We start from the raw sequence: 17,999 nt of genomic DNA, 5'->3' as shown, positions 1-17,999 counted from the left end.
CTCTATGCTATTATAGAGTTCATTTCTATTAATTGTTTATTATTTTACTTCAGTGTATTTTTCAGCTATCTTAACTATTAAGTTAGCTCCTTTTTCCATAGCTTGAACTGATATACATTCATTTTTACTGTGGAAGTTTAATCCTCCAGTAAATATGTTTGGACAAGGTAATCCCATGAATGATAATCTAGCTCCATCAGTTCCACCTCTTATAGGTACTATTAAAGGTGCTATTTCAGTTTCTTTCATAGCTTCTTCAACTATATCTACTACAAATTTAACTGGTTCTACTTTTTCTTTCATATTGTAGTATTGGTCATTTAAATCTAATTTTACTCTTCCTTCATACTTCTCGTTTATTTTCTCTATTGCAGATGTCATGAATGCTTTTCTTTCTTCAAACTTAGCTTTATCATGATCTCTTATTATATATATCATAGTAGCACTTTCAACATTACCATTTATATCATTTAATGATAGAAACCTTCATATCCTTCAGTAGTTTCTGGTCTTTCGCTAGCAGGGAACATCTCAGATATTTCTGCTGCTATATGTAATGCATTAACTAATTTATTTTTTGCACTACCTGGATGTACATTTCTACCTTGTATAGTTATAGTGGCTGCAGCTGCATTGAAGTTTTCATATTGAAGCTCTCCAAGTATACCACCATCTATAGTGTATGCATATTTTGCTCCAAATTTTTCAACTTCAAATAAATCTGCTCCTCTACCTACTTCTTCATCTGGAGTAAATCCTATTTTTATATCCCCGTGTTTTATTTCTGGATTATTTACTAAGTATTCTATTGCAGTTACAATTTCAGCTATCCCAGCTTTATCATCTGCTCCTAGTAAAGTAGTACCATCTGTAACTATTATATCTTGTCCAGCTAAAGTTTTCATTTCTGGATAATCTTTAGTTGATGTAACTACATTTAATTCTTCATTTAAAACTATATCTTTTCCATCATAGTTTTCTATTATTCTAGGCTTTACATCTTTTCCAGTTACATCTGGAGCTGTATCTAAGTGAGATATAAATCCTATAGTAGGAACTCCTTCTACATTCCCTTTTAATGTAGCCATTACATAGCTATTTTCATCAACATTTGCATCTTCAAGCCCTAATCCTTTTAATTCTTCAACTAAATATTTAGCGAATACTCTTTGTCCTTCGCTTGATGGACAATTTGAGTTTTTTGGGTCTGCAGTTGTATCAAATGCCACATATTTTAAAAATCTTTCAAGTACTTTTTCTTTCACTTTAAAGTCCCTCCATATATTCTAATTCGTTTCTTTAATCCACCCTATTGTAATTAAATGAATACGTTTTAATTATAATACTTTCTTTGAAATTTATCAAATAAAGCCTTTGTAATAAATTGTTAAATTTGTATATAAATTCTTTATATATAAAAATAAGGTGCCTAAATAGCACCTTATGTAAATACTCTTATTTTCTTTATTCTATTTTTATCTAAACTTTCTATACAAAGTTTAACACCCTCAACTTCAATAACTTCGTGTTCCTCTGGAAGTCTTTTTAAGTGTCCAATTATAAACCCACCAATAGAATCAAATTCTTCTGACTCTAAATTTGTTCCTATAAGTTCATTTACCTCTGAGATTTTTTACTACCATCTATTATATATTCATCTTCTTTTATTACTTCAATATCCGATTCATCTTCGTCGTACTCATCTTCTATTTCACCAACAATTTCTTCTACTAAGTCTTCTATTGTTATAAGTCCTGCAGTCCCACCATATTCATCCACAACTATGGCCATTTGACTTTTATCTTTTTTCATTTCTTCAAGTAACTCTGTTATCTTTTTGAATTCGTAAGTAAAAAATGCTTCTCTTACATAATTTCTTATATCAAATTTAGCTATTTCATCTTCATCTAAAAATATAATATCTTTTATATTAACTATTCCAATTATATCATCTGCAGACTCTTCATATACAGGCATTCTACTAAATTGTTCTTCTTTGAATAAGCTTATTATTTCCTTGTATCCATCGTCTGCATTTATACACACCATATCAAGTCTTTGAACCATAGCTTCTTTAGCCTGCATATCCCCAAATTGAAATACATTGTTTATTATTTGTCTCTCTTCTATTTCTAAAACGCCTTCTTCTTGACTTACATTTACCATAGTTCTTAATTCTTCTTCTGTTATGTATGGTTGACCTGATTTAGACTTAATTCCAAATAATTTAAAAATTATATTTGTAATTATGTTAAATACCCATACTACTGGCGTTAAAATTAATATAATTATTTTTATGGGTTTTGAAACTAATATAGCTATTTTCTCTGAGTTATTAGCTGCTATTGTCTTTGGTGTTATCTCTCCAAAAATTAAAACTAATATAGTCATAAACGCAGTTGCTACAGCAACCCCCTGTGTTCCTAGTAAAGTTATAAATAATGATGTTGATATAGATGTTGCCGCTATATTAACAACATTGTTCCCTACTAATATTGAACTTAAAAGTTTACCTGAATCTTCAGTTAATTTCCCAACTAATTTTGCTCCCTTTACTCCTTCTTCTTGCATATGTCTAATTCTAATTCTACTAAGAGACATCAGAGCTGTTTCTGATGCTGAAAAGAAACCTGATCCTATTAGTAAAATTACTAGCATCACTATTTGAATAATAGTATTACCACCGGTCGAATCCAATCTTTACCACACTCCTAAATTTATACTTTTTATTTATTACAATAATTATATCATAGTATTTTAAAATTTGGAAATTTCACCAGGAAAAACTTACATAAAGGATAAGCTCATTCATTAATATAAATAACAACCTTCACTTATATATATTGTTCATTAAATTAAAAAATATCATATATCTTATATTTTTTATATATATCCATATAATATTTTTAAATACATATTTAGGAGGTAATTATGAAAGATTTATTAGATAAAGGTGCAGTCCTTCAAAGAGATAAAAAAAACTTATGCAATTGCTCCTCATGTTCCTGCTGGTTTGATAACTTCTGACCAACTTAGAAAACTTGCTGATGTTGCAGATAAGTATAATGTTCAAGCTATAAAAATAACAGCTGCTCAACGTATAGCGCTAGTTGGACTTGAAGAGAATGATATTGATTCTGTATGGCAAGATTTAGGTATGAAACCTGGAGCTGCTATAGGCTTATGTGTTAGAAGTATTAAAACATGTCCTGGAACATCTTTTTGTAAAAGAGGTTTTAAGGACTCAGTAAGTATAGGTTTAAAATTAGATGATAGATATCATGGAATGAATTTACCAAATAAGTTAAAAATAGGTGTTAGTGGATGTCCTAATAGTTGTGCCGACAATCATACTAGAGATATTGGATTAATGGGTACTCCAAAAGGCTGGACTGTTTTTGTAGGCGGAAAGGGTGGTACAATTCCTAGATTAGGAGATAGACTTGTCATGGGTATACCTGATGAAAAAGTATTAGATTTGGTAGATGATATAGTTAACTTATATTCAGACAATGCAAATAACAAAGAGCGTTTGGGAGCATATATAGATAGAGTTGGATTTGAAGAATTTGCTGCTAACTTTAATTTAACTAAATATAAAAACTAAATAATAAGAAATTTATTAATTTATGTTGAAAATAGTAACAAATATTCTTTTTATGAATATATTAAAATTAAGAAAGGAAGTTAATATCCTTTCTTAATAAAAAACTTAATAACTATGAATAATAATCAAATGGTTGTTAATAATTAAAATATGATCGGAAAATAAATAATTTTTATCCCCCCATTATCACCTATACCCCCCTTGTATAGGTGATTTTTTTACGCTTATTAAAATTATGATTACTAAAAATCTATGGATAACTTATGAAACTTAGTTATATCAATCTTATATTTTTTGAGCGTAAAAAGATTTTTGAGCAACGTACGAAGTCGTTGGCGACATGAGCGAAGCGAATTTTTTATTTTTTCCGTATATAAATCTTAAATTTGTAAATAATTATAGTATACGAAAAATATAATTTTATATCTCTCCCCTAATAAAAAAGGTGCGATGGTATTTAATAAACATCGCACCTTTTTTATTAATCAAACTTATATAAAACTTCTTCCTCAGTTCCAAATAAGTATATATATGCTTCTTTAACTTTCTTGCCTGTTAATGTACTCAACGCCCTACTGTATATTTCAAGCTGTTTAGTATATTTTTCTGTAATACTATCTTTATTTTCTTCATTTACAAAGTCAGTTTTATAATCTACTATAACAAGTTCATCATTTTCTTCAAAGTAAGCATCTATTATCCCTCTTACCATAAGTTTATCTTCATTTTCTATAATTTCTACTCTATCATCATTTTTGAATATATCACTCATGCTTATTTGTAAATAGAAAGCTTGTTCTCTTTTTAAATAATAAGAACTTAACATTCTCTTTCCTAAATTAGATTTAAAAAACTTTAATACTTTATATGGATTTATAGTATCTGCCTGAGTTTGTGTTAATACTTTCTTTTTTACAGCTAAATTAATTTCTTCATTAATTTTATTTAAATTGCTTACTTTAGTTAAATCAACAATCTGCATGAATAAATGCATTATAGTACCTTTTTGAGCTCCAGTTAATTTATTCTTACTTACATCTTCTTGTATAAATAATGGAGTTTTTATTTCAGTTTGCTTTTCAATTAATTCTTGAGCACTATAATCAATTTCTTCTTTATTTTCTAATCGTTTGATTTCAGTAACAGATATAGTTCCTGCTCTATTAACAGATTCCATGAATGGATATTTATAGTCTAGCTTATATTTAATATCTTCATAGAATTCACTTTTATTTTCGCTAATATCTAAATTAGATAAAATTATATCTATACTTTCCTCTTCATCATTAGCAGTCTTTTCTATTAATATATCTGATCTTTCCCATATTCTAGTTTCCCAATTTGATTCATGATTATTTAGGTAATTAGCATCTAATTCAATTATACTGCGTAGTTTATCTAAATCTTTATGCTTTATAACTGCAGGCATTATCCAATCTAAAAAGTTCTTCCCTTTTAAAATTTGATATTCTGAAACAGGTCCCTCATTATCTAGATCTTCAGACCATTTTTTTATGCTGCTCTCTATATCTCTTACCGAACCTGTTATGATTAACTTCTCTTTAGGTCGTGTAAATGCAACATATAAAACTCTCATTTCTTCTGATAAGTTTTCCATGTTTATAGTTGTTTTTAATGCTTCTTTCGCTATACTAGGATATGATATTCTTCTCTCATAATCTACTAGCTGAGGGCCAAACCCTAACCTATGGTGATATAGAATGTCTTTTCTAAAATCTTGAGTATTGAAATTTTTACCCATTCCTGCACATATAACTATAGGAAACTCTAGCCCTTTGCTCTTATGTATACTCATGATTCTTACTACATTTGCATTTTCTCCTAATGTTTTAGCACTTCCCATATCAGAGTTCGATCTCTTTAATTTCTTTACAAAGTTTATAAAATTGAAAATCCCTTTAAAGCTTGTTGATTCAAATTGCTTAGCTCTTTCAAATAATACCTTTAAATTAGCTTGTCTTTGTGTTCCTGCTGGTAGTGCTCCTACATATGCATAATAACCAGTTTCTATGTATATGTACCATAAAAATTCATCAGTACTCATATAAAGTGATTTATTTTTAAAATTATCTAATCTATCTAAGAAATATTTTATTTTTTCACCTAAATCTCCATCTTTACTACCTGCTATTTGTAAAGCTTCATAAAAACTTTTCTGTCTATCTTCTATTCTTATATCAATTAGCTCTTCTGGTGTAAACCCAAACATAGGTGACTTCAATACTGCAATTAAAGGAATATCTTGCATTGGATTATCAATTATTTGAAGTAATGCTAGTATTGTTTTTATCTCTATAGTGTCAAAATATCCAATACCTGTATCTGCATATGTAGGTATATCCATATTCATTAACTCTTCAACAAATACAGGTGCCCAACTAGATGTTGCTCTCAATAGTATTACTATATCTTTAAATTCTACATTTCTATATCCATCAATTTTTTATCATAAACTTTTGTTACCTTCCCATCTTCATTGGGTTTCATTAAGTTTTTGATTATATTTCCTAACATTCTAGCTTCTAATTGTATGTTATCTATTTCTTCTTGTTCTTCCTCATTCTCCTCAGATTCATCTGATTCATATTTAGATTTAATATTTTTTTGTATTAAATGTATTTGAGCAGGTCCTCCCACTAACACATTTTCTTCTTCACACTCTTTAAAGCTTGCGCCTAAATTTAATCTTTCTTTTTCGCTATATTCGATTTCACCTATATTTTTACTCATTATATTTTCAAAAATATAGTTTGCACAATCTACAACTTCTTTCCTACTTCTAAAATTCTTATATAGCATTATCTTTCTATTTTTAGTACCTTCTTCTGTATCGTAATTTGCATATTTTTCTAAAAATATTTCTGGTTTTGCTTGTCTAAATCTGTATATACTTTGTTTTACATCTCCAACCATAAATCGATTTGGATTTTCAATACTAGCGATAGTACTTAATAAAACTTCTTGAACCAAGTTACTATCTTGATATTCATCTATAAATATCTCCGAGAATTTTTCTACATATATCTTAGCTACATCTGATGGTATTATATTTCCATCTTCATCTTCATCTGTTAATATAGCTAATGCAAAATGCTCTATATCATTAAAATCTATAATTCCTTTTTCTCTTTTCTTTTCTTGATACTTTTCTTCAAAAGCTATTATAAGGTTTGAAATAGAAGTTACAACTGGATATAAATACTTTATTTCATGACAAATCTGTTCATTACTTTTATAAAAAGTTGATCCTATTATGCTCTCTAATGATTTTTTATTTTTATCTCTTATAGATTTAGCATTTTCTCTTGCTTTTTTTATGTAGTCAGGGGTATCTTTTCCTAATCTTTTAACTCCTTTTGCGAAGTTTTCAAATTGCATATTGCTCATAAAGTAATATGTCTTATCCCAGCCTTCATTACAAGCACTTAATATATTTAATATTTGAGAATACTCTATATTTAATTTTTCCTTATAAGTTTCTAATTCGTCAATTCCATCTACGTATTCAATGGCACTTTTCATACTAGATGCTATTCCATCTATCTCTATTTTTACATTACTTAATATTGATTCTGACCATATTGAATTTGAAAAATCAAAATCATCATTTATATTAAATAATTCAGCTGAATCTTCTAACCATTTCTTAGGGTATGGTGATGCCATTGAGAAGTTATATATAGATAATATTATATCTTGTAAATCTTTATCTCCTCTTTTTCTGCATAGCTTTCCACTAAATTTAAAAATCCCTTATCTCTTGATTCATAGTATTGTTCAAAAATTTCTTCTATACATTCTTGCTTTAAAAGAGAACATTCTGTTTGATCTCCTATTCTAAAGTTAGGATCTATATTTATTTTATGAAAATTTGATTTTATTACATCTAAACAGAATGAATGTATAGTTGTAATGCTTGCTCTATTTAATAAAACTAATTGATTTTGTAAATGTCTATTTTCAGGATTTTTATCTAATGCCTTAGCTATGGCATCTCCTATACGCTCTCTCATTTCTGAAGCAGCTGCATTTGTAAATGTAACTACTAATAATTTATCTATATCTACTGGCTTTTTAGTATCTGTTATTATCTGTATAATACGTTCAACTAGTACCGCTGTTTTCCCTGAACCTGCAGCAGCTGCTACTAGAAGATTACAATTTCTGCTATCTATTACAGCTTGTTGTTCGTCTGTCCACTTAGGAGAACTCATTATTCAACCTCTCCTCTCATTTTATTAATTATTTCATCTTGGCTTTTTTTGTTTATAATTCTATAGCTGTTGTCTTTAAATGTACTATCAAATAAACATATAGTTGCAAAACTACAAAAATCACAAGATGTTGATTCTTTAGTCTTATATGGGGCTATTCCAATATCTCCTTCAAGCATATTTTTGCTTAACTCTTTAATTGTATGTTTTACATATTTTCTAAGTATTGAAAACTCTTCTTCATTTACACCTGATGTGTTTTTTGAAATAGTTCCATCTTTGTTTATAGACGCTGGTATAACTAATGATGTTGCTTTTTCTCCTTCAGGTAATGTATTATCCATCTTTCTAATTATATTGCTATCCTTTAATACAAGACCTTTCATTTTAAGCTTCTTCAGTATTTCTTCTCTTATGCTGTCATCTTCTTTATCTTCATTAGATTTAATAATAGGATCATCTATTTTAAAATAGAGTATAGCAGCAGGATTTATATCTCCATCATTATATTTAGCACTTTCTAATATTGCATCTAGATAAACTAATAACTGTAGCTGTAATCCATGATATACATCCGTAAGACTCATATCTTTATTCCCAGATTTATAATCTACAATTCTTATATATTTTTCTTGCCCATCTTCAAACATATCTACTCTATCTATTTGCCCTATTAAATTTATCTCTTCTCCATTTTCTAAAACAATTTTAATAGGTGGATATTTACCCTTTCCTCCAAACTCTACTTCATAGTCTGCAGGATCAAATGATCCTTTTTTAATTTGATTACTTATAATAGATATAGCTGATACAAGCATATTTCTTAATCTATATGCCAAGTACTTATATCTTGCTGAACTTTGTAATATATATCCTGGTATCTTAGCTATCAAATCATCCACTATTATAGTGACTTTTTCTACTATATATTCATCTGTGATTTCTCTCCAGTCTAAATTATCTTTAGATAACTGTTTTGAAAACTTATCTAATATATTGTGTACAAATGTTCCAAAATCAGGAGGAGTAAACTCAAATTCTTTTCTCTCTTTTGCTTTTAGCCCATATTGTATAAAATAAGCAAATGGACATTGAGCATATTTTTCTAGCCTAGAAACACTGAATATTTTATTGTCATATAATGCTCTTATTTTTTCACTTTCTATCTGCTTAACTTGATTTGTATAATTTAAACCTTCTATTATATTTTTTGCTCTAATGTAATAGTCATCATTTTGTATGAAGTATTTGTATGCATCTAGCCATACAGAATCTATATATTTTTCTTCTTCAAATTCTTTTATAGCTTTTATAAGTTCATTAAATACAGGTGCTTTAGTAGTTATATTTTCTACTATTTCTTCACTTGAACAATATTTTACATCACTTAAATAGCTTGTATTTTTTATATTTGGAAATATCTTTTTAAGTCTAGACACTATTATCGATGGTCTTAGTGTTTTTCCTTCATGATCAGCAATTGGATATGTAACTGTTAATGAACATTTAGTTGAGGTTAAAGCTCTATAAACTAAAAATTGTTCTTCAAATGTTTTAGTTTTACTGTCAATATCAACCTCTATCCCATTATCTCCTAAATTTTTTCTATCACTGTCATTTAATATTCCATCATCTTTTGATATTAGTGGAAAATTCCATCTGTAGTTCCCATTAAATATAAATGCTTTGTATTTGGGTTTTTCATTCTGTCTACACTACTTACTAAAACCTGATCTAGACTTGGGGGTACTGTTGCTAATTCATACTCATCAAAACCAATACTTATTACTTTTATGAATTTATCTAAGTTTATCGTATCCTCACCCATAATCTCTACTATTTGGTCTAGTATATCAACAACAATCTCCCAAACCTGAGCATACTGATTCGCTAAATCTATCTCATTATTTTCTTTAAATTTATCAATCATTATTTGTATAGTGTTAGGTATATTTATATCTAATAAAAATTCATATATATATTTACATATATCTTTTGCTTTATTTTTCCTTTTAGTTTTTCTTGTAATTTAATTATAGGTTTTATTATTAAATCTTTAATCTCATTAACTCTATTTATTATATCTATTTCATAGTCATTCTCATCCTCATTTAATTTATGATATACTCTATAGTTCCATTTTTCTTCAAACCATCTTTTACCTTTTATTCCATTTGCTAAAACATAATTTTCTATTAAACTAATATCTTCTATACTTATTCCTAAAAGACCACTTTTTAAATATCTAAACATAGTTTCATAGTTATATCTCCTATTTTGCATTTCTAATGCTGCTATTATCAAAACTATAATAGGATTACTTTTAGCTTCTTTTTTACTATCTATAAAATTAGGTATTTCATATTCATTAAATATAGATTGAACTAAAAAATCATACCTATTTAAATCTCTAGTTACTACCGTTATATCTCTATATCTTGCTTTTTTATCTCTAACTAAAAATACTATTTCTTTAGCTATTTGCTCTACTTCTGAGTATAAGTTACTAAACTCTTTTATAGCTATACTTTCTGTTTCCTCTTCATATATTTTATAAGGATATGAATAGTAATTCCTTTCAAGGTGTTCTAATTCTTTGTTTCCTTCAAATCTTTTTATTTTACTTGCATTTAAACTTATTTCAGGCTTAATTCTAACTCCTGATTCTAAGCATAATTTTTTTAATTTCTCTTCTGTAAATTTAGTACGAGAAAAAACATCTGTCTTATTGTAAGTCTTAACTAAGTTGTTATCTAATGTCAAAGTTACATTTACTTCTGCGGCTTTATGCAATAAACTCTTTATTACTCTATATTGATTTGGAGTAAAACCTGTAAATTCATCAATGTAAATTATTGCATTGTCAAAGTAATTACAACTTTCTATCTTGTCCGCTAACGATGCTAATAAATCTTGTGAATCTATATAATTTTCATGTAATATGTTTTCATAATTAGCATATATCTTACTTATATCCTGAAGCTTTAGTTTAAGTGTTTCACTTTGTACTTCTCCAGCTACATTTTCTAAAGATTCATGAGAAATACTATATTGCTTAAGTTCTGATATCATATCAGCTATAGTACCTATAAATCCAGGTTGAGATGCTGCCTTTGAAAATATTTCAAGGTCTTCACTAACCCCTTCTAACGCTTTATAAATCATCATAGATCTACCACTAGCATTTATATTTATATCTGTTAATCCTCCAACCTGAGAAAATACTATATTACTTAATGTTTTAAAACTAAGTACTCTAGCTCTAAGGTATGGATCTTTTTTTAAATAATTACTTAGTCTTTTTTCACTTTCAAATGTGTATTGTTCTGGAACTAGCAGTATTATAGGGGATGTTCCATCATCAAGAACTTGCTTAGAAATTTCTTCTAAACAATATGTTGTTTTCCCACTACCGCCTCTTCCAAATATAAATCTAAGGCTCATATATTTCTTCCTCCAATGTGCTATAGTTTACAGCTTCATTATTGCATAATTTATTAAACTCACAAAACTTGCAATGTTTAATATTTTTATATTTTTCTTCATTGTAATTTGTATTTAATATATTTACTATATAGTTTTCTAATTGTTTTTTATTTATGTTATGTTTTTCATTACTATATGTAATTGTTATAGGCTCATTATAATACTCTGGCTGATAATAACTTAATTTTATATTTTCATAATCTATATCTAAATTATATATTTTACCAATAGTTTCACTTGCTAAAAATAAATAAACTAAAGTTTGAACTCTATTTTCTACATCTTTATATTCTATCTTTCTATTTTCTGTTTTCCAATCCCAGATACTTATACTATCCTTATCTACTACCACTAAATCAAATTTAGCCTGTATTTTAAAATTATTCAAACTATATCTAACCTCATACTCTGGAAGATATAAATTATCATCTTTTATAGGTATTAATCTTTTAATTTTTTCTAACCATATATTGAATTCTTCATTATTTAAAAATTCTATTCCAGTTGGTATATTACTAAAATACCTCTCACATATTAAGTGGAAATCTGAACCTAATTTAAGATTTTCATAGTAATCTCTACTTCCTTCATCATCTTGTTTCCAATTTAATTTGTCTACATATTTAAATTTGAATTTTAATGGGCAACTTCTATAAGTGTTTATAGAGTTTTGACTAAACAAGAAATTCTCTAATTTTTTATTCAACAATATCACCTCTCTTAACTTTTATAAATCTACCTAAGCTATTAAAATAAAAAGATGGTTTTTGTTGTTGCTTTTTATTTGTTGTATTATCTTTATAACTATGTCCTGATAACATCAACATTTCTTTTGCCCTTGTTATCCCCACATATAATAATCTTATTTTTTCATTTATTATGTCTATTTTATGCTTGTACATAAAATCCTTAGGGGCATCACCAGTTACTATTGACTCAACCTCAGATTTTGCTATAGCTACTGGATTTTTATATTTATCTTTTAAATACCATAACTCTCCCTGGAATTTTTGTTTTATATCTGCTGGAAATTTAAATTCTGTTAAATCAAGTAAAAATACAACATCCCATTCCATACCCTTTGACTTATGGTATGTACAAACAGTAATTCCTCCTGGCTTAGGTTCATATCCATTTATTTCATATATTATTTCGCTTATGTAATTAAATACTCTATTTCTATCATCTAGAAGTATTTTTGATATATCGTATAAACTTGTATTTGGATTATCAAGTATTAGGTATCTAGCATAAAATGCTATATACTCTACCATAGCCTTTTCTTCATCTGATATTTCTATATTTTCACCAATTATCAATATTAGTTCATCTACTTTTATAGATTCATACTCTATTATATTTTTTAAACGTTCTATCCCTTTTTTAAAGGTTAAATATATTTCATCTCTATTATCTATAACAATATCTTCTATAACTGTTTCTGTGTCATATATTATATCTTCACTTTCATATTTTTTTAATTTACATAAAAACTCATCTTTACCTATTTTATCATCAGAATTTATATACACTTTTTCTAAACATTAATTAATTTTTCTGTACTGTCACACTGAGATAAAAAATCAATTATATAACCTATGTTATTTATTATCTTCCTTTTATGTGATGAGTTTGGTCCTAGTTCATCAAACTCTAAGTTATGAGTTTCCAAAACTTGAGCTACTTCCCTTACTTGATTATTAAATGGAACTAATATACCTATACTTTTATCTGGAGTATTAGCTTTTATATACTCTACAAACTTTACAGTTTGTACTATTTCTTTTTCCCATGTTTCATACCATTTTGCATTCAATAAATATTTATCGGGTTTAGGATTTTCTTTATATCCCTTACCATCTGGCACTGTTTTTATTTCCATATCTTCTAGCGCACTTTTACACTCTTCTAAATAAAATTCTTTTGTAATTAATTTTACTAGTCTATTTGATAATTCGATAATGTCTTTAGAACTTCTGTTAGACATATCCATTTTGTAACAACTATCAGCTTCTTCCATAAACTGCTTAAAAAACATTGGATCTGATGATGAGAATGTTCCATTTATACTTTGGTTTACATCTCCAACACGAACTAAATTATTATTATCTTCGGATAATAGTTTTATTATTTTTCCTTGAAGTTCATTTGAATCCTGACATTCATCTTCAAATATATATGAATATCGCTTTTGAAACTTAATTTTTAAATTTTCATCACTGCTAAGTGCTTTATATGCTAATATCAAAATATCATCATAATCTAATAATCCATTATTTTTCAACTTTCTTTCATAGTCTTTGTATATAGGTAAAATACATTTTAATATTCCTTTATGTCCATTTAAAATTATATTTTCTAGTTCTTCTGGTGAAATATCCTTGTATTTTAACTCACTTATAGAGTTTGTAACTAAATCAAAAAAACCTTGGTTCCATGACTCTAAACATCTATTTCTCCATTCTTCATCTCTCTGTTGTTTAACAAAAAAAATTAAAAGTTTTTTCTCCTCCATTATTTTTAAAGTTATTTATACTCTCATTTAATATGATACTTTTCTTTAAGTCGTCCACTATGCTAAATTCATCACTTAACATTACAATCTCGGGCTTTTCTTTTATTATTTTTACTGCCAAACTATGAATAGTCATTACTTCATATGAATTTTTATCATCTATATCCTTTTCATCTAATAATTTTGCTATTCTACCTTTAAAATTATTAACTGCACTATTCATATAAGTAAGTATTAGTATTTTCCCTGGTCTATGCTTGCCTTGACTTATTAATTTTGCAACTAAATTTGTAACTATAAAAGTTTTTCCAGCTCCTGGTACTGCTGGTACCGCCATAGTTCCACCTTCATAATTTATTATAGGCGTTTGATCTTCTCTATAATTTATTTTCATTAAAATCACCTTTATCTATTAACTTTAAAATCACTCCATACAAACTTCCTTCTTGTATGTACCCATTTACTGTATATTCACTTTTATATGCATATACTTTTTCAGTATTTAAAAGAAGATTATATATTGTATTGTTTAAATAATACTCTTTATAAAATTCTTCAACATCATCAGTATATATGTTTCCTTCAATAAAAGACTTTTTTAAAACATGTACATTACTTATTTCTTTTTCAGATTTCATACTCCACATGTTACTACCTATATCCAACCAAATTTGTATATCACTTTTCATATTATGAGATATGTAAGTATATGGAGTAGTCAATACAACTAAGTCTTCATCTTTAAAATCTTCTAATTCTAGTAAAGTATAATAATCTTTTATGCTTGATTTTAGTGCCTCTATAAATATTTTTTCCTTTGATTTATTATTATTTATTCCTAATAAAGATATATTCTCTGTAAAATTCTCACTTTCTTGAATTATCTTTTTACAAATCTTCACATTTTCTTTTCCTTTTGGAAGTTGTAATAATTTATCAATATAAAATTTAATTAAAAATTCATAAATATTTACATCATCTAACTTCTTACTTCTTATGTAATTTATTATTTCATTATATTTATCCGACTCTAATTTTTTACTTAATATTTTTTAGATCTAATTTTATTCGTATTTAATAAAAGGCTTATAAAGCTAATATAATCTTCATTATTTAAAAGTTCTTCACATTCATAAAATATACATGAAGCTACCATTAATGCATGTGCATAAGGATAATCAATTATTCTTTTATCTTGTTTTGTGCTATAAAATCCTATGTTATTTTTTAATAATGTATTTTTTATTTCATACTCCGTAATAGTATTGTTTATTGGTGAAATAATAGCTATATCCTTTGCTCTATAACCCTTGTTAATTAATTCTACAACTTTATTGCTAGCCTCAATTAACATCTGACTATATAGTTGCATATTTTGATTTAATTCAATGTCTTTATTTAATTTAAGTAATTCACTTATATTAACTTCACTTATTTCACTATTTTTAATAAACTTGCATTTACTAAATAATTTGTCTTTAATATATTTCATATCTACATTATTAAAAGCCGCATAGTCTTTCGTCTGATTTATATACATATATGACTCTTTTACACTGTCTAACAATATATCTATAAAATCAACTTCACTTGCTGTACAGTTTTCTAAACTATCTACTATTAAATAATTCACTCTTCTTCTCAAGCTATTTACATATTCCTCATCTTTTAATAAAAATTCATTATACAAATAAATTGCTATTGAATTATCCATAGTTGAATTTTTAATAATAAATCTAGGTACTCATTTATTATTTCTTGCATTTGACTGTATGAAAATCTATCCATCTTACTTTGGTTATGTTTAGAGTAATAAATTCTATTACCTATATCATTTAAATCTATTAAACTTTGACATCCCTTATTTATATTAAAGCTAATACTACTTGCAATATTTCTGTTGGATGCAGTTATATCGTTAAAAAAGCCCTCTACATTCCTTTTTTCTTTAACTATTTTATTTAAAATATAATCGCTCAAACTACTATTTATAATAGATGGTTTTACTTTATGATTGATTATATTATTATATTTTTGCTGTATAATTGGCCAAAACTTCACTACTTCTTTTATTAAAAATGAGTTGTATGTTGAAATATTTATTTCTTCACTTATGTTTAAGTTTATTAACTTATTATATTTAAATTTAATTTTGTTGTTTGGTACTAATAATAAAACATTGTTTGTTTTATATGAATCTTTATTTGCAAACTCTATATATTTATCCTTAATATCATTAATTTTTCTATCATTTAAAATATCATTTACTATACTATTCATAAACTATCCCTTCCTTTATAAAGTAATTATACCATATAAAAGAACATGCTTTCGGCTATAATCCTGTTATTAAAATTGTCCGTATAATGTAATAAGTGTGTAGTTATAACTACACACTTATTACATTATTTTTATCAATGCTATATCTTCATTATTAACTTCAAAGTCTTTTATAACAAAATTATTCATAACTATATTTTCAAACTTATACTTTGAACTATCAAAATCAATATACTGACAATCAAATATCATGTTCTCGTTCAGATAATCTGTATTAATACGCTTTAATACAACTCTATACATAAAATTCCTCCAATTAAACAATTTAGTCTATACTATAATTATTTATTGGACTTACTATTTTTATTCACTTTTACCTATTTATTCAAGTATTTTTTATTATGCTATCAACGATGTACTTACTTGCAAGACCATCTCCATATGGATTTGAAGCTTTAGACATTTTTTCATAACTTTTTTTGTCTATTAACAATTCCTTTGCTGTATCATATATATCTTTCGAATTTGTTCCCACTAATTTCAATGTCCCCGCTTCTACTCCTTCGGGTCTTTCCGTTGTATCTCTAAGAACTAAAACTGGTCTTCCAAGAGAGGGAGCTTCTTCTTGGATACCTCCACTATCAGTCATTATTAAATAAGATTTACTCATAAAATTATGAAAATCTATAACGTTTAAAGGCTCTATTAAATGTATTCGCTCATTATTACCTAAAATCTCATCAGCAGTAGTTTTAACTTTAGGATTTAAATGTACAGGATATACTACTTGAACATCATTAAATTCGCTTACGATCTTATTTATGGCTTTAAATATATTTTCCATATTTTCGCCCAAGTTCTCTCTTCTGTGAGCAGTAAGTAAAATCATTCTATCACTTTTAATTTTATCTAATATTTTATTGTTATAATCTTTTTTATTGTTGTTTTTAAAGCATCTATAGCCGTATTTCCAGTTACATAAATGTCATCACTACACTTTCCTTCTTTTATTAAATTTTCTTTTGATTTATTAGTTGGAGTAAAATGCATATCTGCTATAATACCTGTAACTTGTCTATTTATTTCTTCTGGATATGGAGAATATTTATTATAAGTTCTAAGTCCTGCCTCAACATGCCCAACATCACATTTATTATAAAATGCTGCTAAACTAGCAGATAACGTTGTTGTCGTATCTCCATGTACCAAAACTATATCTGGCTTTGATTTTCTTATTACCTCATCTATTCCTTCTAATGCACTAACTGTTATAGATGTTAGCGTCTGATTTTTTTTCATTAAATTCAAATCAAAGTCTGGAGTTATATTAAATATATCTAAAACTTGATCTAACATTTGTCTATGTTGAGCTGTTACACATACAATACTTTCAATTTCTTTTCTGCTTTCAAGTTCTTTTACTAAAGGTGCCATTTTTATAGCCTCTGGCCTCGTTCCAAAAACGGTCATAACCTTAATCTTATTCAAAGCTATCATCTCCTTTAAGTTTATTATTCGAATCTTAACTAAGTATAGTTATATCCAAATATAGATACCTTTAAATATATTTTTCATATTTCCTATATTTTATTTTAATCCCATCTCCTACAAGCGTAATCCTTTTTTATTTTCGCACAATAAAAAGTGGTTGATATTTAGTTTGCAACTCCGTGGTCATTTAAAGCATCTTTTCTTATCCTTTATCTTATACCGTACAAGCGTAATCCTTTTTTATTTTCGCACAATAAAAAGTGGTTGATATTTAGTTTGCAGCGAAGTGGTCATTTAAAGCATCTTTTCTTATCCTTTATCTTATACCGTACAAGCGTAATCCTTTTTTATTTTCGCACAATAAAAAGTGGTTGATATTTAGTTT

15 protein-coding genes and 3 pseudogenes are annotated in these 17,999 nt (G+C 26.9%); 1 reads left to right on the top strand and 17 read right to left on the bottom strand.

The genetic code is table 11. The features are described 5' to 3' along the window. Window positions 1–39: 39 nt before the first annotated feature. Window positions 40–1,265, bottom strand: a pseudogene (gene pepT / locus LEQ07_RS22610) (peptidase T). Window positions 1,266–1,441: 176 nt separating this feature from the next. Next, window positions 1,442–2,658, bottom strand: a pseudogene (locus tag LEQ07_RS12315) (HlyC/CorC family transporter). Window positions 2,659–2,953: 295 nt separating this feature from the next. On the opposite strand from LEQ07_RS12315, the gene LEQ07_RS12310 reads away from it, so the two are divergent. Next, window positions 2,954–3,607 carry a hypothetical protein gene (locus LEQ07_RS12310; protein ID WP_332843156.1) on the top strand — a complete coding sequence of 218 codons (654 nt, stop codon included), beginning with the start codon at window positions 2,954–2,956 and terminating at the stop codon, window positions 3,605–3,607. Window positions 3,608–4,088: 481 nt separating this feature from the next. On the opposite strand, the gene LEQ07_RS21555 is transcribed toward LEQ07_RS12310, so the two are convergent. The 15 genes and pseudogenes from LEQ07_RS21555 to wecB all read right to left on the bottom strand — a co-directional run bounded on the left by LEQ07_RS21555 (window position 4,089) and on the right by wecB (window position 17,611). Then, window positions 4,089–6,023, bottom strand: a complete 1,935-nt coding sequence (locus LEQ07_RS21555) for a 3'-5' exonuclease (RefSeq protein ID WP_332843155.1) — start codon at window positions 6,021–6,023, stop codon at window positions 4,089–4,091. Between the two features lie 23 nt (window positions 6,024–6,046). After that, complete coding sequence (locus tag LEQ07_RS21550; RefSeq protein ID WP_332843154.1) at window positions 6,047–7,294, bottom strand: UvrD-helicase domain-containing protein; 1,248 nt, start codon at window positions 7,292–7,294, stop codon at window positions 6,047–6,049. Between the two features lie 23 nt (window positions 7,295–7,317). Further along, window positions 7,318–7,842, bottom strand: a complete 525-nt coding sequence (locus LEQ07_RS21545; RefSeq protein ID WP_332843153.1) for a UvrD-helicase domain-containing protein — start codon at window positions 7,840–7,842, stop codon at window positions 7,318–7,320. Continuing rightward, a complete protein-coding gene (locus LEQ07_RS12300; protein WP_263330862.1) occupies window positions 7,842–9,281 on the bottom strand; it encodes a PD-(D/E)XK nuclease family protein in 1,440 nt (479 codons plus the stop codon). Before LEQ07_RS12300 ends, LEQ07_RS21545 begins: the two co-directional genes overlap by 1 nt. 203 nt (window positions 9,282–9,484) lie before the next feature. Next, window positions 9,485–9,772 (bottom strand): hypothetical protein, encoded by a 288-nt coding sequence (locus LEQ07_RS12295; protein ID WP_263330861.1) that lies wholly within the window; start codon window positions 9,770–9,772, stop codon window positions 9,485–9,487. 29 nt (window positions 9,773–9,801) lie between these two features. Next, entirely contained in the window at window positions 9,802–11,286 is a 1,485-nt protein-coding gene (locus LEQ07_RS12290; protein WP_263330860.1) for an exodeoxyribonuclease V subunit gamma, read from the bottom strand. After that, a complete protein-coding gene (locus LEQ07_RS12285; protein ID WP_263330859.1) occupies window positions 11,276–12,034 on the bottom strand; it encodes a PD-(D/E)XK nuclease family protein in 759 nt (252 codons plus the stop codon). The genes LEQ07_RS12290 and LEQ07_RS12285 overlap by 11 nt, the downstream gene beginning before the upstream one ends. Further along, window positions 12,027–12,860, bottom strand: a complete 834-nt coding sequence (locus LEQ07_RS12280; protein WP_263330858.1) for a 3'-5' exonuclease — start codon at window positions 12,858–12,860, stop codon at window positions 12,027–12,029. Before LEQ07_RS12280 ends, LEQ07_RS12285 begins: the two co-directional genes overlap by 8 nt. 5 nt (window positions 12,861–12,865) lie before the next feature. Continuing rightward, window positions 12,866–13,843: a UvrD-helicase domain-containing protein gene (locus LEQ07_RS12275; RefSeq protein ID WP_263330856.1), complete on the bottom strand. Its 978-nt coding sequence runs from the start codon at window positions 13,841–13,843 to the stop codon at window positions 12,866–12,868. After that, window positions 13,809–14,237 carry a UvrD-helicase domain-containing protein gene (locus LEQ07_RS12270; protein WP_263330855.1) on the bottom strand — a complete coding sequence of 143 codons (429 nt, stop codon included), beginning with the start codon at window positions 14,235–14,237 and terminating at the stop codon, window positions 13,809–13,811. The genes LEQ07_RS12275 and LEQ07_RS12270 overlap by 35 nt, the downstream gene beginning before the upstream one ends. Beyond that, window positions 14,221–14,745, bottom strand: a complete 525-nt coding sequence (locus LEQ07_RS12265) for a hypothetical protein (RefSeq protein ID WP_263330853.1) — start codon at window positions 14,743–14,745, stop codon at window positions 14,221–14,223. Before LEQ07_RS12265 ends, LEQ07_RS12270 begins: the two co-directional genes overlap by 17 nt. 140 nt (window positions 14,746–14,885) lie before the next feature. After that, window positions 14,886–15,557: a hypothetical protein gene (locus LEQ07_RS12260; protein WP_263330851.1), complete on the bottom strand. Its 672-nt coding sequence runs from the start codon at window positions 15,555–15,557 to the stop codon at window positions 14,886–14,888. Further along, window positions 15,542–16,123, bottom strand: a complete 582-nt coding sequence (locus tag LEQ07_RS12255) for a hypothetical protein (RefSeq protein WP_263330849.1) — start codon at window positions 16,121–16,123, stop codon at window positions 15,542–15,544. The genes LEQ07_RS12260 and LEQ07_RS12255 overlap by 16 nt, the downstream gene beginning before the upstream one ends. 120 nt (window positions 16,124–16,243) lie before the next feature. Next, window positions 16,244–16,426 carry a hypothetical protein gene (locus LEQ07_RS12250; protein WP_035114690.1) on the bottom strand — a complete coding sequence of 61 codons (183 nt, stop codon included), beginning with the start codon at window positions 16,424–16,426 and terminating at the stop codon, window positions 16,244–16,246. An 82-nt stretch (window positions 16,427–16,508) separates the two neighbouring features. Beyond that, window positions 16,509–17,611: pseudogene (gene wecB, locus LEQ07_RS12245) on the bottom strand (non-hydrolyzing UDP-N-acetylglucosamine 2-epimerase). Between the last annotated feature and the right edge of the window lie 388 nt (window positions 17,612–17,999).

The organism is Paraclostridium sp. AKS73, from assembly GCF_025671395.1.
GTDB lineage: Bacteria > Bacillota > Clostridia > Peptostreptococcales > Peptostreptococcaceae > Paraclostridium > Paraclostridium benzoelyticum.
The sequence above is the reverse complement of the archived record's forward strand: the minus strand, read 5'-3'. Positions and strand labels throughout refer to the sequence as shown.